Consider the following 24581-nt stretch of genomic DNA (forward strand, 5'->3'; position numbering starts at 1 on the left):
TTCCAAATTGAAGCAGGGCGCCGTGCGGAGTAATAGTCAAGACTGTGGATGCCGAGTTCCTTGGCGACTGTGGGAAGGGTGCTTGCACCGGACGGGCGGCATTCCCTGGTCAGCCCCCGGGTGTCCGGGCCGCTGGTCCGGCGTTGGCGTCGAAGGAACTGCCGCCGTACCTGGGGTCGAGCACGGATGCGGACCACGTGGCGGGCGCGGCCAGCATGGCCGCGACGCCGATGGTGAGCCCGGCGCTGACCAGCGAACTACGACGGGGCCTGACCAGCCGCGCCAGCGCGAGCGCGACGACGGCGACCACGCCGAGCGCGACCGCGCCCCACATCGCCCACGGCAGAAAAGTGGGGTAGAAGGACCACAACCAGACGGCCCAGGCGAGTTCGGCCACGATCGCGAGCGGAAATATCCACGCCATCCTGCCTCCGCTCCGATACGCCCGCCAGAACATTACAATGCCGATTCCGGACAAAGCGGCTACCGGCGGCGCGAGTACGGCCACATATGCGCTGTGCGGGATGACAAAGACCGCGCTGTAGGGCAGGGCGAAGGTGAGAAGCCACACGCCCCACATCACCATTCCGCCGCGTGCCGGGTCGGTACGCTCGGCCCGGCGCCACCACCACAGCCCGCACAGCAGAGCCATCAGCGCGAGCGGATACAGCCAACCGGACGCGACGCCGAGGCGGCCGCCGAACAGCTTGCCCCAGCCGCCCCCATGCTCGATGCCTATCTCGGGGATGACCATGCCAGGGCGTGGCCGGGGCAGCTGCGTCGATCTCTTCGGAGGCGCCGGGCCGATCACCGAGCCCATGTAGTTGGGCGGCAGGGCGCCGGGCAGATTGATGCCCAGGCGTCCGAGACCGTTGTACCCGAACACCATCGCGGCGGCGCTGCTGTTCGTGGTGCCGCTGATGTAGGGCCGGTCGGCGGCCGGAGTGACGTGGTAGAGCGTGATCCACGACAGCGACACCACGAGCGTCACCACTCCGGCGATCCCCAGGTGCTGCAGCCGACGGCGCAGTCCGATCGGCGCGCTCAGGAGATAACCGATCGCCAGGGCGGGCAGGATCATCCACGCCTGCAACATCTTCGCCTGGAAACCCAGCCCGACCCAGACGCCGGCCCAGACCAGCGACCGCAGCCGTCCTTCCAGCACGGCCCGCTGATAGGAGTCGACGGCGAGCACCAGGCACATGACCAGCGCCCCATCGGCCATGCTGTGCCCGAACATGGACGCGGCCACGGGGGTGATGGTGAAGACGGCGGCGGCGAGCAGACCTGGCACCACGCCCGCCCATCGCCGCACGATCCGGTACATCACCAGCACCGAGATCACGCCCTCGATCACCTGCGGCAAGGCAAGGGCCCAGGCGTGGAAGCCGAAGATCTTGACCGAGATGGCCTGCGGCACGAAGGCCCCGGCGAGCTTGTCGAGCGTGTAGGTCGCCTGCACGTCGACGGTGCCGTACAGGAACGCCTTCCAGTTCTCGGACATGCTCTTGACGGCGTCCGAGTATCTCGGTGCGTAGTCGACCAGCGGCAGGTTCCAGGCGTAGAGCACCGCTGCCGTGGCCGCGATGCAGAGCAGCGCCGGCCGGGCCCACCACGGCTGGCCGGGCGGCGAGCGCCACACCGCCCAGCGGGGGAATCTGCCGGCGGGTGCGGGGTCCCGGCACGCGGACGGCGGAGTCATGGTGATGTGCGACATGAGGAACTCCCAGGCGTTTCCTTCGGCAGTTCCCTGCCTTTACTCGGCTGCGTAGCGAATGACCGGCCAGGTGGTCTCGTTATATCCGCCGTCCGGTGCGGCGTTCCTGGCATGCTCATCGAGTTTGGCGAACAGGTTCTTGTTCGGCCCGTCGAGCACCGACAACTGCGTCGCGTAGTGCTTCATCGCCTGGAATTTCCGCGTCCGCGCCTCCTCATCGACGAAACTCAGCTCCGGAGAGCCGAGCCGGAGGCCGTCAGGCAATTCAGCCAGGTCCTGGGAATACGCCGCGTACGGGAGATCCTGCCAGAGTCGCAGCGGAATACCTCGCTCGCGTGCGGCGAGCAGCGTGGCATCCCGCGTGGCCTTGTGGTCGGGGTGTTTCCCGATGGCCACACAGGTGAGAACGAGCGTCGGATCGCACTCCGCGATCATGGACTCGATGTCCTCCCTGATCGCGGCGACCAGGTCGTGGTTGTTCGCCGGCGACTGCTGGCGGACCATCGAGCCTTCGTTGTGGTGCAGCAGCCACTGGCCATCCGGTGACCTTCGATAGATGGCATCGAGAAAACGGCCATGCCGATGGCCCGCACCGAGCTGATCGAGGGCGGCGATGTCCTCATTTCGTCGGCGCAGCGGCGCGTCCTCGGTCGGCGACAGACCCCAGCGTGCGTGGAATCGCTCCGCCGCCGGGGAATAAGGGGGCGCCGCGCTGCCGGCGAACACCGTGAAGACGGTTACTTTTCCACCGTCCTGCTCCGCTTGGGCGAGGCTGGCTCCGACGGAGAGGACGGCATCATCCAAATGAGGGGAGATTGCTAATATCCGGGTTCGGTCGGCGTCCTGCAACATGGTTGTCAGTCTGGTGTCGGCCCTGCCCCGTTGCAATAAAGCGGAACTGGACGGGACCTCGCACGCGTGGAGAATTTCCGGGCGGGCCGGGCACCACGATGAGTCACCCGGTCACGTCGCAGTCACACGTTCTCTGACCAGCCTGTCACCGTCTGCTGCGTACAACTGGTGTCAACGCCGACACCGGGCAGGAGAAGATGAGTGGGAAGAGCGCAGCCGCACGACCTCGCCTCGGTCGCATCGAACGACGCCTTCGCCGGGCTCACGTCGGCGACCGCGGCCTCTAGGATGGCGCCAGCCGGCGCAGCGCGCGCCGCATGAGGGGGAAGTGGATCTCTACCGAGAGGCCACCCTGCGGGCGCGCGTGCGCGGTCAACGTGGCGTCGTGGGCGACGGCGATGGCGCGGACGATGGACAGCCCGAGGCCGTGGTGGTCGTCGGCGCGGGTGCGGTCGAGCCGCTGGAAGGGCTCGAAGAGGCGGTGGACCTGCTCGGGGGGCACCACCGGGCCGGTGTTGGCGATGGAGACGACGGCCTTCCCGGCCTCGGCCCGGGTGGAGAGCTCCACCTGGCCGCCAGGCACGTTGTAGCGCATGGCGTTGTCCAGAAGGTTGGTGATGAGTCGTTCGACCAGTGCCGGGTCGCCCGTGGTGGGGGCATGAGCGATCCCGGTCACCAATCGGGGGTGTGGGCAACCGGCCCGGAGGGACTTCCCGTCGGCCCAGGAATCGGTTGCCGCGCCGGCCGTGGGGCTGTTCCCGTCAGCCCTCCGATCGGCACTCACGCCGGCCCTGGGGTTGTTCCCGTCAGCCCCGGGGCCGGTCCCCTCCATCGTGCGGATCGTGTGCTCGGCGATCTCCGCCAGATCCAGGGGCTCGCGGTGATCGAGGCCGCCCTCGCTCTTGGCCAGCGTCAGCAGCGATTCCAGCAGGCGCCCCTGCTGCCGGCTGAGGTCGAGCAGCCGCTCCATGATCGATCGCATGGACGGGGTGTCGGCGTCCCGATGCAGGAGGCTCTCCTCCAGCAACGCGTGCTCCAGGGTGAGCGGGGTGCGCAGCTCGTGGGCCGCGTTGGCGACGAAGCGCTTCTGCGCGTCGAGGGCGCTGTGGAGACGTTCCAGCAGCTCGTCCACCGTGTCGGCGAGGTTGCGCAGCTCGTCGCGCGGGCCGGGCAGGGCGAGCCGCTCGTGGACGTTGCGGGCGGAGATCCGCTTGAGCGTGGTGTTCATCGTCCGTAGCGGGCGCAGCATCCTGCCTGCCACCAGCCAGCCGAGCAAGAACGAGATGACCGTCATCAGGGCCAGCGCGATCAGCGATTGGAACAGCAGGTTCTCCAGAATGGCCGCCTGCTGCTGCCGCGCGAAGGCGCGGAACCTGCCGCCAGGGTCACCGTCCACCAGCACGAAGGGTCTGGAGCCGCGGAAGAGCAGGTAGGTGATGGCGAGCAGGACCACCCCTGAGGCGGCGAACAACGCGCCGTAGACGAGCGTGAGGCGCAGCCGTACGCTGCGGAAGGCTGTTGTCAGGCGTCGGAGACGATGGGCCACTGTTCCGATGGTATGAGACCAGGACCGGCCGGAGGAGCCCACGGCGCCGACGATCGCGGCCCCGGGCCGAGGCCGAGATGCCGCGAGTCGGGCGCCTACCGAGTCAGCGCACCGCGCACCGCTGCCGTGACCTCGGGCGCCAGGGTGCGGGCGAAGGTGGTGGTGAGGTGGCTGCGGTCGGAGTAGGCGATCAGGCCGCCGATGACGGGGCCGCACCGCTCGCCGCACACCAGGTGATCGACACTCGCCACGGAGACGAGGCCGGTGTCGTCGGCGCGGGCGGCGGCGGCGAGCGGATCCGGCCGGAGCACGACGCCGGCCGGGCCGCCGCAGGAGTCCAGATCGTCCGGGTGCTTGGCGATGCAGTGGGGCACGCTGTCCGGCATGGCCGGGGTGTCACGCAGGACGAGCACCGGAAGGCCGGCGCCGGTGAAGGCCCGGAGCGTGTCGCGGTAGGCCCGCTCGGCCGCGGCCTGCTGGCCGGCTGGCGAGACGCCGGCGAGCGGCACATGCGTACGGTTGGACATGATCACCAGGTCGTAGCCGCCGTTCACGATGGACCCGACCGCCCACTTGTTGATCTTCTGGCAGTTCTCCGAGACCCCCGCGCCTTCGAGGACGAGCGGCTGATCGACGGTGTAGCACGCCAGCTGTACGTAGGTGGTGAGCTGCCAGCGCTCGCTCCACAGCGCCTTCTCCAGGGCCGGGACCCAGTGTCCCGCGTGGGAGTTCCCGACCAGGGCGATGCGCCTGCCGGCGGCGTCAGGTCCGTACGTGCACGTGTTCCGGGCGATGAACGGTTCCTTGTTCACGCACCCGTCCGCGTACACGGCGGGCTTGTCCTTCAACGCGACCTGAGGAGGCATCAGCAGGCCCAGATCCTGGCACGCCGGGTCGCGCACGACGCCGGCACCCAGGCATGACCCTGCCCGCGAGGCCGCGGCCTCGAACGCGGCACTCTCCGTACGCTCGGCGGCGTCGGCGTAGGCGACGACGCCCGCTCCCGCTCCTGCGACGACCACCACGCACGACGCGAGCATCGCGAACGTGAGCCTGCGGCTGCGGACCAGGACCGGGTGCCAGCGCAGCCGGTCCTCGACGAGGTACTGCGAGAGCGCGGCGAGGACCAGGGTCAGCGCGATCACGCCCACGGACTCGATCACGGTCAGCGAGCGGCCCAGCGCGTACGGGAGGATCATGATCGGCGGCCAATGCCACAGGTACACCGCGTAGGAGGCGTTGCCGAGCCACTGGACCGGCCGCCACGCCAGCGCCCGCCCGGGTCCGCCGCGCAGACCGTCCGCGGCCGCTGCGATCACCAGGCAGGCCCCCACTGTCGGCACCAGGGCGGCGGCTCCGGGGAAGGCCGTCTCGGCGTCGAACCGGACCACGGCCCACCCGATCATGCCCAGGCCGGCCCACGCGAGCCCGGCCCGGACCGCCCGCGCGCGCGGCATCGCGCGTACGGTGAGAACCGCGGCGAGCAGACCGCCGAGCGCGAGCTCCCAGAAGCGGGTCGTCGACACGAAGTACGCGGCGGCCGGATCGGTCGCCGTCTTCTGCACCGACCAGGCGAGGGACGCGGCCACGACCGCACCCGTGACCACCACCGCGCTCCACCTCGTGAAGTTCTCCGGAGGGCGACGCCCCCGTGCCACCCGGGCGGCCAGCCAGGCCGCCGACCCCAGCAGCAGCGGCCAGCCGAGGTAGAACTGTTCCTCGATGGACAGCGACCAGTAGTGCTGCGCGGGCCAGTCCGGCTGGTCGACGTCGAGGTAGTTCGCCTGCGTGAGCGCGAGTCTCAGGTTCTCCACGTACACCGTGGCGGCGATCACCTCACGCGCCGCCGTCCCCAGCACCGTGAGCGGCAGCCAGACCACCGACGCGGCGAGCGTGACCAGGAGCGCGAGGCTCGCGGCCGGGATGAGGCGGCGGACGCGGCGTGCCCAGAAGTCCAGCAGTCTCCCGCCGCCGTGTCCCGGCTGACGCAGCAGGTGGCTCGTGATGAGGTACCCGGAGATGACGAAGAAGACGTCTACCCCCACGTACCCGCCGGTCGGCCCGCCGGGCCACAGGTGGAACGCGACCACCGCCGCCACCGCGATCGCCCGGAGGCCCTGAATGTCCGTGCGGGACTCGGAGCTCCGGCCGCCGGCGTGCTCGCTTCGCGGCGCACACGACGGGGCGTGCGGCGTCAGCCCGCATGCGCAGGTCGGAAGGGACATCTGTTCGGTGGGTGCCGGGCGCTCCATGGCAACTCCCGCGTCATCGAGGTGCTGCGCAGCCCTCGAAGGTCGCACCCGCGGACGAGAGCCTGCTTGATCGCAAGCGTGCTCAACGGACTCGATGTCTACAAGCCGGTCCAGGTGAACGCTTGGTCACCACCACCGGTGAACGCGTCCAAGCGCGCGAACTGTTCAGTTGGACCCACTCGTGGACATCGGCTCCGCTCAGCACGATTGAGGTCGCTGACTTGCGTGCGCGTGTGAGAGGAGTCCCGCATGGCCATAGTGTCGCCGTTCGGAGGTTTGCTGAAGGGCGACGGAGAGGATGATCCCGCGCCGTCCAGGATCCGCCCGGGGACGTTGCGACGAGTGCTCGGATACTTCCGCCCGCACGTCGGCAAGGTGGCGCTCTTCGTTCTCGTCACCGCATTGGATTCGATCTTCGTCGTCGCGTCTCCGTTGATGTTGAAGGACCTGGTGGACAAGGGGGTTCTGGGGAACGATCTGGAGCTCGTCATCCTGCTGGCGTGCCTGGCCGCCGGCTTCGCCGTGATGAGCACGCTGTTGCAGCTCGTGTCGGCCTACATCTCCGGCCGGATCGGGCAGGGGGTCAGTTACGACCTGCGGGTTCAGGCCCTTGACCACGTCCAGCGGCTGCCGATCGCGTTCTTCACCCGGACCCAGACGGGCGTGCTGGTCGGCCGGCTGCACACGGAGCTGGTCATGACGCAGATGGCGTTCACCCAGATGCTGACGGCCGCCGCCAGCGCGGTCACGGTCCTGCTGGTGCTGGCCGAGCTGTTCTACCTGTCGTGGATCGTCGCCCTCCTCACGCTGGTGCTGATCCCGGTGTTCCTGGTGCCCTGGTCTTACGTGGGACGGCGGATGCAGCGCTACACCAGAGGGCTGATGGAGGAGAACGCCGGCCTGGCCGGGCTGCTGCAGGAGCGGTTCAACGTCCAGGGGGCGATGCTCTCCAAGCTCTTCGGCCGTCCGGCCGAGGAGATGGCCGAGTACGAGAGCAGGGCCGGCCGGATCCGCGGGCTCGCCGTGAGCGTCACCCTCTACGGCCGGATGGCCCCCGCCATCTTCGCGCTGATGGCCGCGCTCGCCACGGCGCTCGTCTACGGGGTCGGCGGCGGGCTCGTGCTCTCGCAGGCGTTCCAGCTCGGCACGCTGGTCGCCCTGGCCACCCTGCTCGGGCGGCTGTTCGGGCCGATCACCCAGCTGGCCAGCATTCAGGAGAACGCGCTCACGGTCCTGGTGAGCTTCGAGCGGATCTTCGAGCTGCTCGATCTGAAGCCGCTGATCGAGGAACGCCCCGACGCGGTCGCGCTCAAGGCCGGCAAGGCCTCGGACGTCCAGTTCGAGAACGTGTCGTTCCGCTACCCCAGCGCGGACGAGGTCTCGCTGCCGTCGCTGGAACAGAACGTGCGCACCGGGCAGGAGCGTGGTGAAGCGACGCCGGAGGTGCTGCGCGACGTGAGCCTGCACGTGCCGGCCGGCACCCTCACCGCGCTCGTGGGCCCGTCCGGCGCCGGGAAGAGCACCCTCACGCACCTGGTGTCCCGGCTGTACGACCCGACCTCCGGAACCGTTCGCGTCGGCGGACACGACCTGCGGGACCTCACCTTCGACTCGCTGCGCGAAACGGTGGGGGTGGTCAGCCAGGACACCTACCTCTTCCATGACACGATTCGGGCGAACCTTCTCTACGCCCGCCCCGACGCCACCGAGGACGAGCTGGTCGAGGCGTGCCGAGGGGCGCAGATCTGGGACCTGATCGCATCCCTGCCACGCGGGCTCGACACCGTCGTGGGTGATCGCGGTTATCGCCTGTCAGGCGGGGAGAAGCAACGGCTGGCGATCGCCCGGCTGCTGCTGAAGGCACCCTCGGTCGTCGTTCTCGACGAGGCCACCGCCCACCTGGACTCGGAGTCGGAGGCCGCCGTCCAGCGGGCACTGACGACAGCCCTGCGCAGCCGTACCTCCCTGGTGATCGCCCACCGGTTGTCCACGATCCGCGAGGCCGACCACATTCTCGTGATCGACGACGGGAGGGTCAGGGAGCGCGGGACGCACGAGGAGTTGCTGGCGGAAGGCGGTCTCTACGCCGACCTGTACCACACGCAGTTCGCCAAGTCAGGCGTCAACGGGACCCGGCCGGGACAGGGCGACGGGGCGGAGCCCGTGCAAGAGGTGGTCGGTGGAGGGGAACGATGAGCGCCGGAACGCGGGCCACACCGACGACGGTGCTGGACCTCTTCGCCCGCCAGGTGGGCCGGGCACCCGATGCGGTGGCTCTGGTCGACGGGGACCGGGTCCTGACCTACCGGCGGCTGGACGAGCTCGCCGGAGCGCTGTCCGGGCGCCTGATCGGCCGGGGTGTCGGCCGGGGTGATCGCGTCGCGGTGATGATGGACCGCTCGGCGGACCTGGTGGTGACGCTGCTCGCCGTGTGGCAGGCGGGGGCGGCCTACGTGCCGGTGGACGCCGCCCTTCCCGCCCGGCGGGTGGCGTTCATGGTGGCGGACTCCGGAGCCTGCCTGATGGTGTGCTCGGAGGCGACGCGCGATGCGGTACCGCAAGGGGTCGAGTCGATCGCGTTGACCGGCGAGGGCGGATGCGGCACGTCGGCGGTCACGGTGGACCCGGGGGATCTGGCGTACGTGATGTACACGTCCGGCTCGACGGGCACCCCGAAGGGGGTGGCCGTCCCGCATCGGAGCGTCGCGGAGCTGACGGGAAACCCCGGCTGGGGGGTGGAGCCCGGCGAGGCGGTGCTCATGCACGCGCCCTACACCTTCGACGCCTCCCTGTTCGAGATCTGGGTGCCGCTCGTGTCGGGCGCCCGGGTGGTGATCGCCGCACCGGGTGCGGTGGACGCCCGGCGCCTGCGCGAGGCGGTCGCCGCCGGGGTGACGAGGGTGCACCTGACCGCGGGCAGCTTCCGCGCGGTGGCGGAGGAGTCGCCGGAGTCGTTCGCGCACTTCCGTGAGGTGCTGACCGGTGGTGACGTGGTGCCCGCGTACGCAGTGCAGAAGGTGCGGGCGGCCTGCCCTCACGTGCGGATCCGGCATCTGTACGGCCCGACGGAGACGACCCTGTGCGCGACGTGGCAGCTGCTGGAGCCGGGTGACGTCGTGGGGCCCGTCCTGCCGATCGGCCGCCCGCTGCCGGGCCGCCGGGCCTGGGTGCTCGACGCGTCATTGCGGCCGGTGGAGCCCGGGGTGGTCGGTGACCTGTACCTTTCCGGCGCCGGTCTGGCGGACGGCTACCTGGACCGGGCGGGGCTGACGGCGGAACGGTTCGTGGCGGATCCGTCCGCGGCGGGGAGGCGGATGTATCGGACGGGGGATCTGGCTCAGTGGACCGCGGACGGTGAGCTGCTGTTCGCGGGCCGGGCCGACGACCAGGTGAAGGTCCGCGGATTCCGGATCGAGCCGGGCGAGGTCGAGGCCGCGCTGACCGCTCAGCCGCACGTCCGCGAGGCCGTGGTGGTGGCGATCGACGGGCGCCTGATCGGTTACGTGGTGGCGGACGGGGACGTGGATCCCGTACTGATGCGCCGGCGGCTGGCGGCGTCGCTGCCGGAGTACATGATCCCGGCCGCTCTGGTCACGCTGGACGCGTTGCCGCTGACCGGCAGCGGCAAGGTGGACAGGAGGGCGCTGCCCGAGCCCGATTTCGCGTCGGCCGCGCCGCGCCGCGAACCCGGCACCGAGCCGGAGCGCGTCCTGTGCGACCTGTTCGCGGAGCTTCTGCAACCGGAGGGAAGGGGGGTAGGGGTCGATGACGGTTTCGTCGAGCTGGGCGGGGACTCGATCGTCGCGATCCGGCTGGCAGCACGTGCGTCCAGGGTGGGGCTGCTGGTGACGCCCGCCCAGATCTTCAAGGAGAAGACTCCGGCACGGCTGGCAGCCGTCGCGGGTGCCGTACCGGCCGGCAGACCCGCCGACGGCCCGCTGATCACCCTCACGGCGGAGGAGGAGGCGGAGCTGGCGACCGCCGTCCCGGGGGCCGAGGAGGTCTGGCCACTCGCACCGCTCCAGGAAGGGCTCTACTTCCAGGCCACCCTCGACGACGAGGGTCACGACATCTACCAGGCGCAATGGATCCTGGAGCTGGCGGGGCCGCTGGACGCCGCCCGGCTGCGGGCCTCGTGGGAAGCGGTCTTCGCCCGGCACCCCGAGCTTCGCGTGAGCTTCCACCGGCGCGCGTCAGGCACGATGCTGCAGGTCGTCGCCGGGCACGTCGTCCTGCCGTGGCGAGAGGTGGATCTGGCGGATGCGGGCGATATCGACGCGGCCGTGGCGGCCCTGATCAGTGAGGAACAGGAGCAGCGGTTCGACCTCGCCAAGGCACCGCTGTTCCGGCTGGTGCTGGTCCGTCACGGCGAGGACCGGCACCGCCTGCTGGTCGTCCATCACCACATCCTGACCGATGGCTGGTCGGTGGCGGTCATCCTCAACGAGGTGGCTGAGGCGTACACGAACGGCGGCCGTCTCCCGGACCGCACGGGCGCGGCCTCCTACCGGGACTACCTGGCCTGGCTGGACCGGCAGGACAAGGACGCCGCACGTGCCGCCTGGCAGGCGGAGCTGTCCGGCCTCGAAGGGCCCGCGCCGATCGCGAAGGCCGCCACCACGACCGGCGCCGGGACGGGCTACGAATATCGCATCGCCTTCCTGACCCCTGACCTCCACACGCGGCTGACGGAGCTGGCCCGCGACCACGGGCTGACGCTGAACACCCTGGCACAGGGCGCATGGGCGATGGTGCTGGCGCGGCTCGCGCGGCGCACTGACGTGGTCTTCGGCACCACGGTCGCCTGCCGTCCCGCCGAGCTCCCCGAGGTGGAGTCGGTGCCGGGTCTCATGATGAACACGGTTCCGGTCCGGGTGCCGCTGCAGGGCGCGCAATCGGTCGTGGACCTGCTCACCGGCCTGCAGGAACGGCAGGCGGCCTTGCTGCCGCACCAGCATCTGGGGCTGACGGAGATCCAGCGGGCGGCAGGACCTGGCGCGACGTTCGACACGCTGCTGGTCTTCGAGAACTACCCGCGGGACTTCGCCGGCCAGTTCACCTACCTGGGCACGATCGAGGGGACCCACTACCCGCTGACCCTCGGCATCATCCCGGGGGATCACTTCAGGATCCAGCTCGTCTACCGGCGCGGGCAGGTCGGGGAGAGCGTCGCCGAGTCGATCCTGGGATGGTTCACCGGCGCTCTCATGACGATGGCCGCTGATCCGCACGGGCCGGTGGGCCGGATCGGTGTGGGTGAGGCCCGGGCCGGCGGCTCGGACCGGGCGATGGCGGCGGGGGAGCCGCTGCCGGTGCTGCTACGGCGGGTGGTGAAGGACCGGCCGGACGAGGTGGCGGTGGTGGACGGCGACGGTGAGCTGTCGTTCGGGGAATTGTGGGAACGGGCGACGGCGCTGGCGGCCGAGCTGAGGGCTCACGGGATCGGGCCGGAGAGCCGGGTGGCCGTGATGGTGGGCAGGTCGGCGTGGTGGGCGGTCGGGGTGCTGGGCGTCTGCTTGGCGGGCGGCGCGTTCATGCCGGTGGATCCGGCGTATCCGGCTGAGCGCGTCAGGTGGATCCTGGCCGACTCCGACCCACGGCTGGTGCTGTGCGCGGGGACGACGCGGGAGGCGGTGCCGGAGGAGTTCGCAGACCGGCTGGTGGTGGTCGACGAGCTGGACCTCGCGGGGAGCGACGATGCGGGCTTGCCACGGGTGAGCCCGGATGACGCGGCTTATGTGATCTATACGTCGGGATCGACGGGGACTCCCAAGGGGGTCGTCGTCTCGCACGCGGGCCTCGGGAATCTGGCGATGGCGCAGATCGACCGGTTCGCCGTGTCGCCGTCGTCGCGAGTCCTGCAGTTCGCGGCGCTGGGCTTCGACGCGATGGTGTCGGAGATGTTGATGGCGCTGTTGTCGGGGGCGAGGCTGGTGATGGCGCCGGAGCCGGCCCTGCCACCGCGGGTGTCGCTGGCCGAGGCGTTGCGGCGGTGGGAGGTCACGCACGTCACGGTTCCGCCGTCGGTGCTGGCCACCGCCGATGCGCTGCCGGCCGGGCTGGAGACGGTGGTGGTGGCGGGGGAGGCCTGCCCGCCGGGCCTGGCCGAACGCTGGTCGGCGGGACGGCGGCTGGTCAACGCGTACGGGCCGACCGAGGCCACGGTCTGCGCGGCGATGAGCAGGCCGTTGACGGGCAGCCGGGAGGTGGTCCCGATCGGGACACCCATCGCCGGCGGCCGTTGCTACGTGCTGGACGCGTTCCTGCGGCCGTTGCCGCCGGGGATCACCGGTGAGCTGTACGTGGCCGGGATCGGGTTGGCGCGCGGCTATCTGGGTCGTGCGTCGTTGACGGCTGAGCGGTTCGTGGCGGATCCGTTCGTGGCTGGTGAGCGGATGTATCGGACGGGGGATCTGGCGTATTGGACGGGTGAGGGCGAGCTGGTGTTCGCCGGGCGGGATGACGACCAGGTGAAGATCCGTGGGTATCGGGTGGAGCCGGGTGAGGTGGAGGCGGTGCTGGCGGGGCAGCCGGGGGTGGATCAGGCGGTGGTGGTGGCGCGTGAGGGGCGGTTGCTGGGTTATGTCGTCTCCGGTGGTGGGGTGGATCCGGTGCGGTTGCGTGAGGGGGTCGCGCGGGTGTTGCCGGAGTACATGGTGCCGGCGGCGGTGGTGGTGCTGGGTGCGGTGCCGGTGACGGCGAACGGGAAGGTGGATCGGGAGGCGTTGCCGGATCCGGGCTTCGGCGGGCGGGTTTCGGGCCGGGAGCCGCGTACGGAGGTCGAGCGGGCGTTGTGCGGGCTCTTCGCCGAGGTGCTCGGGCTGCCGGGGGTGACGGCGGTGGGGCCGGACGACAGCTTCTTCGAGCTGGGCGGGGACTCGATCACTTCGATGCAGCTGGCGTCGCGGGCTCGCCGCGAGGGGATGCTCTTCGGCGCGCGGGAGGTGTTCGAGCGCAAGACGCCTGCGGGGCTCGCGGCGATCGTCGATGTGGGCGGCGAGCTTGCGGCAGGTCCGGCCGACGGCGTGGGGGAGATCGCGTGGACGCCGATCATGCGGGCGCTCGGGGACGGGATCGTGGGGTCGCGGTTCGCCCAGTGGGTGGTGCTGGGTGCGCCGCCGGACCTACGGGCGGACGTGGTGGCCGCGGGATTGGCGGCGGTGGTGGACACGCACGACGTGTTGCGGCTGCGGGTCGTCGATGACCGGGCGGGCCGCCGGCTGGCAGTGGGCGAGCGCGGGTCGGTGGACACGGCCGGGCTGGTCACGCGGCTCGAGTGCGGCGGCCGTCCGCCGGACGAGGTCGTGGAGCGCGCGGTGCGGGAGGCCGTGGGGCGGTTGGACCCGGTGGCGGGTGTGATGGCGCAGGCGGTCTGGGTGGATGCGGGGCCGGCGCGGACGGGGCGGTTGGTCGTCGTGGTGCATCATCTGGCGGTCGACGGGATGTCGTGGCGGATCCTGGTGCCCGACCTGCGGCTGGCGTGTGAGGCGGTGGCCGAGGGGCGGGATCCGGTGCTGGAGCCGGTGTGGGGGTCGTTCCGGCGCTGGGCGGCTCTGCTGGAGGAGTCGGCGCTCTCGCGGGAGCGGGTCGGGGAGCTGCACACGTGGCGGACGATCGTCGATCAGGAGGATCGGCCGGTCGGCCGGCGGCGGCTGAGCGCAGGGGATGCGGCCGGGGGCGTGCGTTCACGGTCGTGGGTGATGTCGGGGGATGAGGCGTCGCTCCTGGTGGGGAAGGTTCCGGTGGCGTTCCACTGCGGGGTCCACGAGGTCCTGCTGGCGGGCCTGGCGGGAGCGGTGGCGCGCTGGCACGGTGACGACGGGGTCCTGGTGGATGTGGAAGGCCACGGGCGTCATCCGGCCGAGGGGATGGATCTGTCCAGGACGGTGGGCTGGTTCACCAGCATGCATCCGGTGCGCCTGGATGTGGCGGGGATCGAGCTGGCGGCGGTGCCGGCCGGTGGCCGTGCGGCCGGGCAGTTGCTGAAGGCGGTCAAGGAGCAGTCGCGGGCGGCGCCCGGCGACGGGCTCGGTTACGGGTTGCTGCGCCATCTCAATCCCGAGACGGGCCCCGTTCTGGCGGCCCTGCCGTCACCGCAGATCGGGTTCAACTACATGGGCCGGTTCGTCACCGTCGACCAGGGCGGTGCGCGGCCGTGGCAGCCGGTCGGGGGGATCGGCGGTTCGCTGGACCCCGGCATGGGCCTGCCGCATGCGCTGGAGGTCAATGCGATCGTCCACGACAGGCTGGCGGGCCCGGAGCTGGTGCTCACGGTGGACTGGCGGGACGACCTGCTGGAGGAGACCGACATCGAACGACTGTGCCAGGTGTGGCTGGACATGTTGTCCGGATTGTCCCGCCAAGCGGAGGATCCTTCCGCAGGCGGACACACCGCGTCCGACTTCGCCCTACTCGACCTCGACCAGGACGAGATCGAGGGCTTCGAAGCCATAGCAGCGGAACTCTCTGGAGGCCAGACATCGTGAACACGCCGAGCACACCCGCCGGATCGGCGCTTGAGGAAGTCTGGCCGCTGTCACCGATGCAGGAGGGGATCCTCTATCACGCCGCACTCGATGAGGCCCCTGACCTCTACCTCATCCAGCAGTCGCAGATCATCGAAGGACCCTTGGACACCGAGCGGTTCCGCCTGGCTTGGGAGAGCCTCCTCAACCGGCATGCGGCGCTTCGCGCGTGCTTCCACCGGCGGAAGTCCGGTGAGTCGGTCCAGCTCATCCCCCGTAAGGTGCCGCTCCCGTGGTCCGAGCGCGACCTGTCCGGCCTGTCCGAGGAGGACGCGCTGGCCGAGGCGAGCGTGATCGCGGAGAAGGAGCGCGCCACGAGATTCGACCCGGCCAAGCCTCCGCTGCTGCGGCAGGTGCTGATCCGGTTCGGTCCGGACAAGCACTGTCTGGTGACGACGAGCCATCACCTGGTCATGGACGGGTGGTCGCGGGCGATCCTCGAGTCGGAGCTCCTCGAGCTCTACGCCGCGGGTGGCGCCGAGCCGGGGCTGCGGCCCGCCGGCTCCTACCGGGACTATCTGGCCTGGCTGGAGCGGCAGGACAAGGAGGCCGCCCGCGCGGCATGGCGTGCGGAGCTGGCGGGCGCCGACCGTTCGACACTCGGCATCCCCGAAGCGTCCAGGAAGACCCAGGGGCAGCGGGTGCGGGAGGTGCTCGGCTACGCGCCGGACTTCACCTCCGCTCTGGTGGACTTCGCCCGCCGCCATGGGCTGACGCTGAACACGCTGGTGCAGGGGGCGTGGGCGTTGGTGCTGGCCCGGCTCACGCGCCGTCGTGACGTGGTGTTCGGCGCGGTGGTCTCGGGACGTCCGGCGGAGGTGCCCGGCGTGGAGCAGGCCGTCGGGCTGTTCATCAACACCGTGCCGGTGCGCGTCCGGTTGGACGGCGGGCAGCCGGTCATCCAGCTGCTGACGGAGCTGCAGGAGCGGCAGTCCACGCTCATCTCGCATCAGCATCTCGGGCTGCAGGAGATCCAGAAGCTCTCCGGGGTGAGCTTCGACACCGTCGTGTCGTTCGAGAACTACGTCGATCCGGGGGCGGGTCCGGGCTCCGATCGCGAGCTGCGCCTGAGACTGAAGGAGTTTCACCAGTCGGCGCCGTACGCGCTCCTCCTCGGCATCATGCCAGGTGAGAGCCTCCAGACCGACGTGGAGTACCGGCCCGAGCTGCTCGACGCCCGCGTCGCCAAGGAGGCCCTCCACGGGCTCGCCCGCGTCCTCGAGCGGATGATCGCCGAGCCGGAGACCGCAGTGGGCCGCCTGGACGTGGTCGGTGACGCGGGGCGCGAGCTGGTGGTCGAGCGGTGGAACGAGACGGGCGACGCGATCGGTGCGCCGTCCGCGGTGGACCTGTTCCGGCGCCAGGTTGCACGGGCACCCGCCGCGACGGCGGTGACGGCCGGGGACCTGGCCTGGTCGTACGCGGAGCTCGACGAGCGGTCCGGCCGGCTGGCGCGGGCACTGACGGAACGCGGCGTGCGACGCGGCGACCGGGTGGGCGTGGTGCTGGGGCGGTCGGCAGAGGTGCTGGCAGCCTGGCTCGGAGTGTGGAAGGCAGGCGCGGCGTTCGTGCCGGTCGACCCGGACTACCCGGCGGACCGGGTGGCGTTCATGCTGGCCGACTCCGCCGTCGCGATGGTGGTGTGCCAGGAGGCGACCTCGGGTGTGGTGCCCCCGGGCTACCAGCAGCTCCTGGTGAACGACGCCGACGACGGCGAGGCCGCCCTGGTCCCGATCGGGGCGGACGATCTCGCCTACGTGATGTACACCTCCGGATCGACCGGGACCCCGAAGGGCGTGGCGATCCCGCACGGCGGCGTGGCGGCGCTGGCGGGAGATCCGGGATGGGGCGTCGGACCCGGCGACGCGGTGCTGATGCACGCCCCGCACACCTTCGACGCGTCGTTGTACGACGTGTGGGTGCCGCTCGTCTCCGGCGCGCGGGTCATGATCACCGAGCCGGGGGTCGTCGACGCGGAGCGGCTCGCCGGGCATGTGGCCGACGGCCTCACCGCGGTCAACTTCACCGCGGGGCACTTCCGCGCGCTGGCGCAGGAGTCGCCGGAGTCGTTCTCCGGGCTGCGCGAGGTGGCGGCGGGTGGCGACGTGGTGCCGCTCGATGTGGTGGAGCGGGTACGGCGGGCGTGCCCGCGGCTCCGGGTCTGGCACACCTACGGCCCGACCGAGACCACGCTGTGCGCGACGTGGAAGGCGATCGAGCCCGGTGACGAGGTGGGGCCGGTGCTGCCCATCGGCCGGGCACTGCCGGGCCGGCGGCTGTACGTGCTGGACGCGTTCCTGCGGCCGTTGCCGCCGGGCATCGCGGGTGATCTCTACCTCGCAGGCGCCGGAGTGGCCCACGGCTATCTGGGTCGTGCGTCGTTGACGGCTGAGCGGTTCGTGGCGGATCCGTTCGTGGCTGGTGAGCGGATGTATCGGACGGGGGATCTGGCGTATTGGACGGGTGAGGGCGAGCTGGTGTTCGCCGGGCGGGATGACGACCAGGTGAAGATCCGTGGGTATCGGGTGGAGCCGGGTGAGGTGGAGGCGGTGCTGGCGGGGCAGCCGGGGGTGGATCAGGCGGTGGTGGTGGCGCGTGAGGGGCGGTTGCTGGGTTATGTCGTCTCCGGTGGTGGGGTGGATCCGGTGCGGTTGCGTGAGGGGGTCGCGCGGGTGTTGCCGGAGTACATGGTGCCGGCGGCGGTGGTGGTGCTGGGTGCGGTGCCGGTGACGGCGAACGGGAAGGTGGATCGGGAGGCGTTGCCGGATCCGGGCTTCGGCGGGCGGGTTTCGGGCCGGGAGCCGCGTACGGAGGTCGAGCGGGCGTTGTGCGGGCTCTTCGCCGAGGTGCTCGGGCTGCCGGGGGTGACGGCGGTGGGGCCGGACGACAGCTTCTTCGAGCTGGGCGGGGACTCCATCCATTCGGTGAAGCTGGCAGCGCGGGCCACGCGTGCCGGCATGCCCTTCACCGTGGTCGAGGTGTTCGAGCACAAGACGCCTGCGGGGCTCGCGACGATCGTCGACGTGGGCGGCGAGCCCGCGGCAGGTCCGGCTGATCCCCCATCGGACTCCGACCTGCTCGGCCTGGCGCAGGACGAGATAGCGGAGTTCGAGGCCGAATTCGACGACGAACGTCATTCTCTGCGCTGATCGAAAGCGGGCGCCGCGCACGGTGTGCCGGCAGCCTGCGAGTTGTCCAACATCCTGTCGTGCCAATGACGTATGCCCATGAGTAGGTTGGCTCAATGATAAGCAAAGCAATGCATGGACCGATTCGGCCCGCCCGCGCGGATACCCTGCTGGCCTCGGTAGGCGAGCGAGGCATTCTGTGTGACTTTTACGACGAGAACGCCTCGGAAATCTTCCGTGATTTGGAGGCGGACGCGGGCGGCACGGAAGAAGCCCACGGGTTCGCGGCGCTCGTCCGCCCGGAGTCGGGGGCGATCCTGGAGCTCGGGGCCGGAACAGGCAGGCTGACGATTCCGCTCCTGGAGCTCGGCTGGGAGGTGACCGCCCTCGAACTGTCGACCGCGATGCTCACCACCCTGCGGACGCGGCTGGCGGACGCGCCGGCGGACCTCCGGGATCGGTGCACCCTCGTTCACGCGGACATGACCGCCTTCAAACTGGGAGAACGCTTCGGAACGGCGATTCTCAGCCCGTCCACGATCGACCTCCTGGACGATGCCGACAGACCAGGGCTGTACTCGTCGGTCCGTGAGCATCTGCGGCCCGGCGGGAGATTCCTGCTCGGCATGGCCAACCCCGACGCGTCCGGCAGGCAGGAGCCGCTGGAGCGCACCCAGGAGTTCACGGGCAGGAGCGGCCGCCGATACGTGCTGCACGCCAAGGTCTACCCGTCGGAGGAGATCCGCGACGTGACCATTCATCCTGCGGATGAATCGGCGGACCCCTTCGTCATCTGCGTCAATCGCTTCAGAGTCATCACCCCGGATCAGATAGCACGAGAGCTGGAGCAAGCCGGATTCGACGTGGTCGCGCGGACCCCACTGCCCGGGGTGCGTAATCACGAACTGGTGCTGGAAGCGCAATGGGGCAGCGTGGAAGACGCGCATTAGAGCCCTCCGGGGAAAGCGCTTGTGTACTTTTCTGCAGTCATTCGACAGTGAGGAACAGAAATGAGTGAGGAGCTCCTCTTCCTCCGGCCCGACACCATTATCGAACCGCTGGCCAACCGGTTCTACGCCTCGATGTACGCGACGGCTCCCGTCACGGCCGCCATGAATCTCGCCTTCCGTAACCTGCCGATGCTGGAGTCCTACCTCGCATCCCCGGAATGGCATTTCGCAGCCGCTCGCGATCCGAAGTTCCGCGGCGGATTCTTCGTCAACATCGAGGAGCAGCGGAAGAACGAGGTCGAGGCGCTGCTCGCTGCGATCCGGCGCGACAGCGCGGACGTGCTCCGGTTCGCCGAGGCGATCGCGGAGGCCGAGAAGATCATCCGCGAGGAAGCGACCGGATACGATCTCAGGCCGCTCTACCCGAAGCTGCCTCCCGAGCTGTCGGGTCTGGTGGAGATCGCCTATGACACCGGCAACGCGGCCTCGCTGCACTTCCTGGAGCCGCTCATCTACAAGAGCAAGGCCTACGCCGAGGACTGCCAGTCCGTTCAGCTCTCCGTGGAGACCGGGATCGAGCGGCCGTTCGTGATGAGCACCCCGCGACTGCCCTCACCCGACGTGCTCGAGCTGAACATCCCGTTCCGGCATCCGGGTCTGGAGGAGCTCTTCCTGTCCAGGATCCGGCCCACCACCCTGGCCGCCCTCCGCGAGGCGCTGGAGCTCGGCGACGCGGAAGCGGCGCGGCTCGCCGACCTGCTGGTCCCGGAGCCCTCGCTCGCCTCCGACCGCCATGTCGCGGCCGGAGCCCGGATCCGCTACTGGGGGCACGCCTGCCTGCTCATGCAGACGCCCGACGTGGCCATCATGACGGACCCGTTCATCAGCGCGGATACCGACGCGACCGGCCGCTACACCTACAACGACCTGCCTGACCGCCTCGACTACGTCCTCATCACGCACGGGCATTCCGACCATCTGGTGCCCGAGACGCTGCTTCAACTGCGCGGCCGGGTGGGCACGTTCGTCGTGCCGCGAACCTCGCGCGGCAACCTGTGCGATCCTTCGCTGGCGCTCTATCTCAGAAGCTTCGGGCTGCCCGCGATCGAGGTGGACGATTTCGATGAGATCGAGTTCCCCGGCGGGAAGATCGTCTCCACCCCGTTCTTCGGCGAGCACGCCGATCTCGACATCCGGGCCAAGTCGACGTATTGGATCAACCTCGGTGGCAAGTCGATCTGGGTGGGCGCGGACTCCTCAGGCCTCGATCCGGTTCTCTACCGCCATATCCGCCGGCATCTCGGCGCGGTCAACATCGCCTTCCTCGGGATGGAATGCGATGGCGCGCCGCTGAACTGGCAGTACCAGCCGTTCATCACCAAGGCGTTGCCGAAGAAGATGAGCGACAGCCGCAAGATGTCCGGCTCCAACGCGGAGCAGGCAGGTGCGATCGTCACCGAGCTGGGCGCCGAGGAGGCGTACATCTACGCCATGGGGGAGGAGAGCTGGCTGGGGCATGTCATGGCCACCAGCTACAACGAGGACTCCTACCAGCTCCAGCAGATCGCCGAGTTCGAGGCATGGTGTTCCCGCAAGGGTGTGAAGGCCGCTCATCTGCTCGACCAGCATGAGTGGCACTGGTCGTCATCCAGGTGATCGCGGTGGCCCGCCGGTCGGCCTTCGCTCAGGCGGGCAGGGCCGCGGTCGCAAGCAGCTGCCGAGGCCGTGCTCGCCGAGGCCGTGCTCGCCGAGGCCGTGCCCGTGCTCGCCCAGGCCGTGCCCGTGCTCGCCGACGCCGTGCTCGTCGAGGCCGGTGCCAGAGGGCGCGTCACCGGCCTCTCAGCGCAACCGGCCGCGTGAACCGCCCGGCGGTTCGGATCGTTCGATATCAGGGCCGGATCGACAACGCGTGGTGGAAGTGGTTACGCGGGTCGTAGGCGGCCTTCACCTTGCGCAGCCGCGGGTGGTTCCCCTTGTAGTAGAGGTCGTGCCACGGCACGCCCGAGGTGTTCAAGCCCGGATCCGCGAGGTCGCTGTCGGGGTAATTGATGTACGCCCCATCGCTGACGTCGTTCGGCACCGGCACCCCGCCGGTCTCGGCGTACACATCGGCATAGAGCTTGCGGACCCACGTCAGATGCTTGGCCTCGTTGCCGGGATTCGCCCAACCGGTGATGTAGTTCACCTTGAGTATCGCGTCGCGCTGCGGCAGGGCGGTGGCCGCCGGGTCGACGGTGTTCACCTTCCCGCCGTAGCCGATCAGCCAGACGGCGCCGTAGTCGATCCCGTCCATGTGGGTCATGTTCTCGTACACGGCCTGAATCTGCCGGTCGGTCAGCCGCTTGCGCAGGTAGCCGGCTTTCGTCTTCGACGCCGGGCCCCTGCCTCCTCGCCCCGGCGTCGAGGCCAGCCACCTCTGTTCGATCGGCTCGGGCACCTCGGCCGGCGGGACGCCGTCGATCACCGCCTCGATGTGCGCGTCGAGCAGTCTCCGGGCGTCCGGCCGGGTGGCGTCCACCTGGATGGGCATCATGAAGCCGCTCTCACCCATGCCCGGGACCTCGTTCCCGATCATGAGCTGACTCCACAGCCCGGTGTACGGCGAGTCGGGCCCGCTGTTCCGCTCGTACCACTCCCCGTGGTTGCGCAGCAGCCGGGAGAACGCCGCCTCCGTCATCCCCGCCCAGTCGAAGGTCACCGTGCTCGTGAGCAACGTCGCGGGCGGCTTCGGCAGCAGCCGCTCCGGATTCCGGCCGACGTCCTCCGGCACCCTCATCCAGTACTTCGTGACCACCCCGAAGTTCCCGCCGCCACCGCCGGTGTGCGCCCACCACAGGTCGTGATGGGGGTCGTCGCGCTCACGGGTCGCCACGATCACGCGTGCCTTCCCCTGTTTGTTGACGACGACGACCTCGACCGCGTACAAGTAGTCGACCACGGAGCCGAACTGCCGTGACAGCGGGCCGTACCCGCCTCCGCAGATGTGTCCGCCGACGCCGACCCCGCCGCAGACCCCACCCGGTATGGTCACGTTCCAGCCCAGGTAGAGCTTTTCGTACACCTCTGAGAGCGTGTTGCCCGGCTCGATCAGGAACGCGTTCATCGACGGGTCGTACGCGATCTCCGTCAGCAGCGACATGTCGATGATGACCTTGACGTCGGGGTTGTCGACGAAGTCCTCGAAACAGTGCCCACCGCTGCGGACGGCGACCCGCTTGCCGGTGCGCACCGTCTCCTCGACGGCATCGGCCACCTGCTGGGTGGAGCCGACCAGGTGGATGTAGTCGGGCTCGCCGTTGAAGCGGCTGTTGGCGCCACGCAGCTTCAGGTTGAGGTAGCGCGGGTCGTCCGGAGTCACCTTGACCGGGCCGGCCGGCGGTAAGCAGCGCTCGCCCCGCAGCTCCGGTCGCGTGGACGAGGCGCCGGCCGACGCGGCGTCCGCTCCGGTGCCGCCGGTCACCACCGCCGCCGCGCCCCCGGCAAGGGAGGCACTCAGCAATCTACGTCGGTTCAGTTTTGTCATGGCGGCGACGTTACTATCGGTTCGATTCGATCAACTCGCTGTCTGACTGGACGTAAGCGATCTCTTCACGCCGTGGCCGTACGTGGCTGTCCATCGCCTACAGATTTCCGATCTCTGAAGGTACGGTCACCTGTTGAAGAACGCGTCCGTCAGCGCATTCCAGGTGACGCCGCCGCGAACGCGCGCTCACGGGAAAACTCGCCGTCGAGGCGGGTGACGACGGAATCGTGGTGTCCAACCACGGAGGCCGTCAGTTGGACGGTGCCGTCCTGAGCCAGTTTCTGCCAAACGACTGGGAACACCATGGGACATCCACACGATCAAGAGCCCGACGGCCAAATCCGTCCTGCGGCTCAGAGCCCCCGCCGGTTGGTCGAGATGACGAGCACCTCCGGGCGGCACCTGTATCACCGCCAGGTGCGATTCTCCGATATCGACGCCCACGGCCACGTCAACAATGTGCGTTTCCTGGAATACCTGGAGGACGCCTGGATCGCCCTCTATCTCGACAATGCGGGCCCGCCGCAGGAGGACCGCGACGGATTGCCCGCCGTGGGGTTCGCCGTCGTGCGCCACGAGATCTTCTATCGGCGCCCGCTCAGGTTCCGGCACGGGTCGGTGCGGGTCGAGTCGTGGGTGACCAAGGTGAACAGGGTGACCTGCGAGATGGCCGCGCAGATCTGCTCGGACGGGGAGGTGTTCGTCGAAGCCCGCTCGATGATCATGGGGTTCGACACGCACACCGCCAAGCCGCGGCGCCTCACCCTGCACGAGCGCACCTTTCTCAAGCGTTACCTGCGCTGATGTGACTTCTCCATTGCCGGCCGCGGCTCCGGGCGTTGGACGATTTTGACCGCCGAGATCGGCCGAGCCTACCTTCACGGTGTTCGCTGCGACCGGAAAGGTGAATTCAATGGCCGCGTCCGAGGTCAAGCAAGTGCTCCGGAGCAAGCTCAGGACATGGGGGTGGATGTATCGATGACGACCAGCATCGCGTCGGCAGAAGACCTTTCCGTCCTCACCGGACTGAGCGAGATCACCACGTTCGCCGGCGTGGGGACAGCCGTTTCCGCCACGTCCTATTCGCAAGCCGAGCTGCTCGAAATCCTCGACATACGCGATCCCAGGATCCGATCGCTGTTCCTGAACAGCGCGATCGAGCGGCGTTTTCTCGCGCTTCCGCCCCAGGGCCGGGACGGGGAGCGCGTGGCGGAACCGCAGGGTGATCTCCTGGACAAGCACAAAAAGCTCGCCGTCGATATGGGATGCCGGGCCCTCGAGTCCTGCCTGAAGTCGGCGGGCGCGACGCTCTCGGATGTCCGCCACCTGTGCTGCGTCACCTCGACCGGTTTTCTCACCCCCGGCCTGAGCGCACTCATCATCCGCGAGCTCGGGCTCGACCCGCATTGCAGCCGCGCCGACATCGTCGGCATGGGATGCAACGCGGGGCTGAACGCGCTCAACCTGGTCGCGGGCTGGTCCGCGGCGCACCCGGGCGAGCTCGCCGTCGTTCTGTGCAGCGAGGCGTGTTCCGCTGCTTACGCACTGGACGGCACCATGCGCACCGCGGTGGTCAACAGCCTGTTCGGCGACGGATCCGCCGCCCTCGCCGTCGTCTCCGGTGACGGGCGCGCTGCCGGCCCGCGCGTCCTGAAGTTCGCGAGCTACGTCATCACCGACGCGATCGAGGCGATGCGCTACGACTGGGACCGCGACCAGGACCGGTTCAGCTTCTTCCTCGATCCGCAGATCCCCTACGTGGTCGGCGCGCACGCCGAGATCGTCGTCGACAAGCTGCTGTCCGGTACGGGGCTGCGCCGCAGCGACATCGGCCATTGGCTGGTGCACTCCGGCGGCAAGAAGGTGATCGACGCCATCGTCGTCAACCTCGGCCTGAGCCGGCATGACGTCCGCCACACGACCGCTGTGCTCCGCGACTACGGGAACCTCTCCAGCGGCTCCTTCCTCTTCTCCTACGAACGGCTCGCCGGCGAGGGCGTGACCAGGCCCGGAGACTACGGGGTGCTCATGACCATGGGGCCCGGCTCCACGATCGAAACGGCGCTGATCCAATGGTGAGTGGCAGTG

13 protein-coding genes are annotated in these 24581 nt (G+C 69.6%); 8 read left to right on the top strand and 5 right to left on the bottom strand.

The window, feature by feature from the left end:
• Positions 1 to 109: 109 nt before the first annotated feature.
• From LCN96_RS07880 to LCN96_RS07895, 4 genes are all read right to left on the bottom strand, one after another.
• Positions 110 to 1717 (bottom strand): ArnT family glycosyltransferase, encoded by a 1608-nt coding sequence (locus LCN96_RS07880; protein ID WP_225271917.1) that lies wholly within the window; start codon positions 1715 to 1717, stop codon positions 110 to 112.
• A gap of 39 nt (positions 1718 to 1756) precedes the next feature.
• A complete protein-coding gene (locus tag LCN96_RS07885) occupies positions 1757 to 2569 on the bottom strand; it encodes a PIG-L deacetylase family protein (RefSeq protein ID WP_225271918.1) in 813 nt (270 codons plus the stop codon).
• A 283-nt stretch (positions 2570 to 2852) separates the two neighbouring features.
• On the bottom strand, positions 2853 to 4115 hold the full coding sequence (locus LCN96_RS07890) for a sensor histidine kinase (protein ID WP_225271919.1): 1263 nt from the start codon (positions 4113 to 4115) through the stop codon (positions 2853 to 2855).
• Between the two features lie 95 nt (positions 4116 to 4210).
• Positions 4211 to 6367 (bottom strand): acyltransferase family protein, encoded by a 2157-nt coding sequence (locus LCN96_RS07895; RefSeq protein ID WP_311132235.1) that lies wholly within the window; start codon positions 6365 to 6367, stop codon positions 4211 to 4213.
• Between the two features lie 342 nt (positions 6368 to 6709).
• Between LCN96_RS07895 and LCN96_RS07900 the strand changes: the two genes are divergently transcribed.
• The 6 genes from LCN96_RS07900 (at position 6710) to LCN96_RS56470 (ending at position 20830) form a co-directional block, all read left to right on the top strand.
• Positions 6710 to 8563 (top strand): ABC transporter ATP-binding protein, encoded by a 1854-nt coding sequence (locus LCN96_RS07900; protein ID WP_225271921.1) that lies wholly within the window; start codon positions 6710 to 6712, stop codon positions 8561 to 8563.
• The gene (locus LCN96_RS07905) at positions 8560 to 14853 is read left to right on the top strand and encodes a non-ribosomal peptide synthetase (RefSeq protein ID WP_225271922.1); all 6294 of its coding nucleotides are present in this window, start codon (positions 8560 to 8562) and stop codon (positions 14851 to 14853) included. The genes LCN96_RS07900 and LCN96_RS07905 overlap by 4 nt, the downstream gene beginning before the upstream one ends.
• Positions 14850 to 18041, top strand: a complete 3192-nt coding sequence (locus LCN96_RS07910; protein ID WP_225271923.1) for a non-ribosomal peptide synthetase — start codon at positions 14850 to 14852, stop codon at positions 18039 to 18041. The genes LCN96_RS07905 and LCN96_RS07910 overlap by 4 nt, the downstream gene beginning before the upstream one ends.
• 95 nt (positions 18042 to 18136) lie before the next feature.
• Entirely contained in the window at positions 18137 to 18970 is an 834-nt protein-coding gene (gene mpaM, locus LCN96_RS07915; protein WP_225271924.1) for a daptide-type RiPP biosynthesis methyltransferase, read from the top strand.
• Positions 18971 to 19030: 60 nt separating this feature from the next.
• Positions 19031 to 20626 (top strand): MBL fold metallo-hydrolase, encoded by a 1596-nt coding sequence (locus LCN96_RS07920; protein WP_225271925.1) that lies wholly within the window; start codon positions 19031 to 19033, stop codon positions 20624 to 20626.
• 69 nt (positions 20627 to 20695) lie between these two features.
• On the top strand, positions 20696 to 20830 hold the full coding sequence (locus LCN96_RS56470; RefSeq protein WP_263657453.1) for a hypothetical protein: 135 nt from the start codon (positions 20696 to 20698) through the stop codon (positions 20828 to 20830).
• A gap of 28 nt (positions 20831 to 20858) precedes the next feature.
• Here LCN96_RS56470 and LCN96_RS07925 read toward each other — a convergent pair whose 3' ends face one another.
• Entirely contained in the window at positions 20859 to 22469 is a 1611-nt protein-coding gene (locus tag LCN96_RS07925; protein ID WP_225271926.1) for an FAD-binding oxidoreductase, read from the bottom strand.
• A gap of 441 nt (positions 22470 to 22910) precedes the next feature.
• Between LCN96_RS07925 and LCN96_RS07935 the strand changes: the two genes are divergently transcribed.
• Together LCN96_RS07935 and dpgA are read left to right on the top strand one after the other, a co-directional pair.
• A complete protein-coding gene (locus LCN96_RS07935) occupies positions 22911 to 23297 on the top strand; it encodes an acyl-CoA thioesterase (RefSeq protein WP_263657455.1) in 387 nt (128 codons plus the stop codon).
• A gap of 174 nt (positions 23298 to 23471) precedes the next feature.
• Entirely contained in the window at positions 23472 to 24572 is a 1101-nt protein-coding gene (gene dpgA, locus LCN96_RS07940) for a 3,5-dihydroxyphenylacetyl-CoA synthase DpgA (protein WP_225271928.1), read from the top strand.
• The last annotated feature ends 9 nt before the right edge of the window (positions 24573 to 24581 follow it).

The sequence above is a fragment of the Nonomuraea gerenzanensis genome (assembly GCF_020215645.1).
Taxonomy (GTDB): Bacteria; Actinomycetota; Actinomycetes; order Streptosporangiales; family Streptosporangiaceae; genus Nonomuraea; species Nonomuraea gerenzanensis.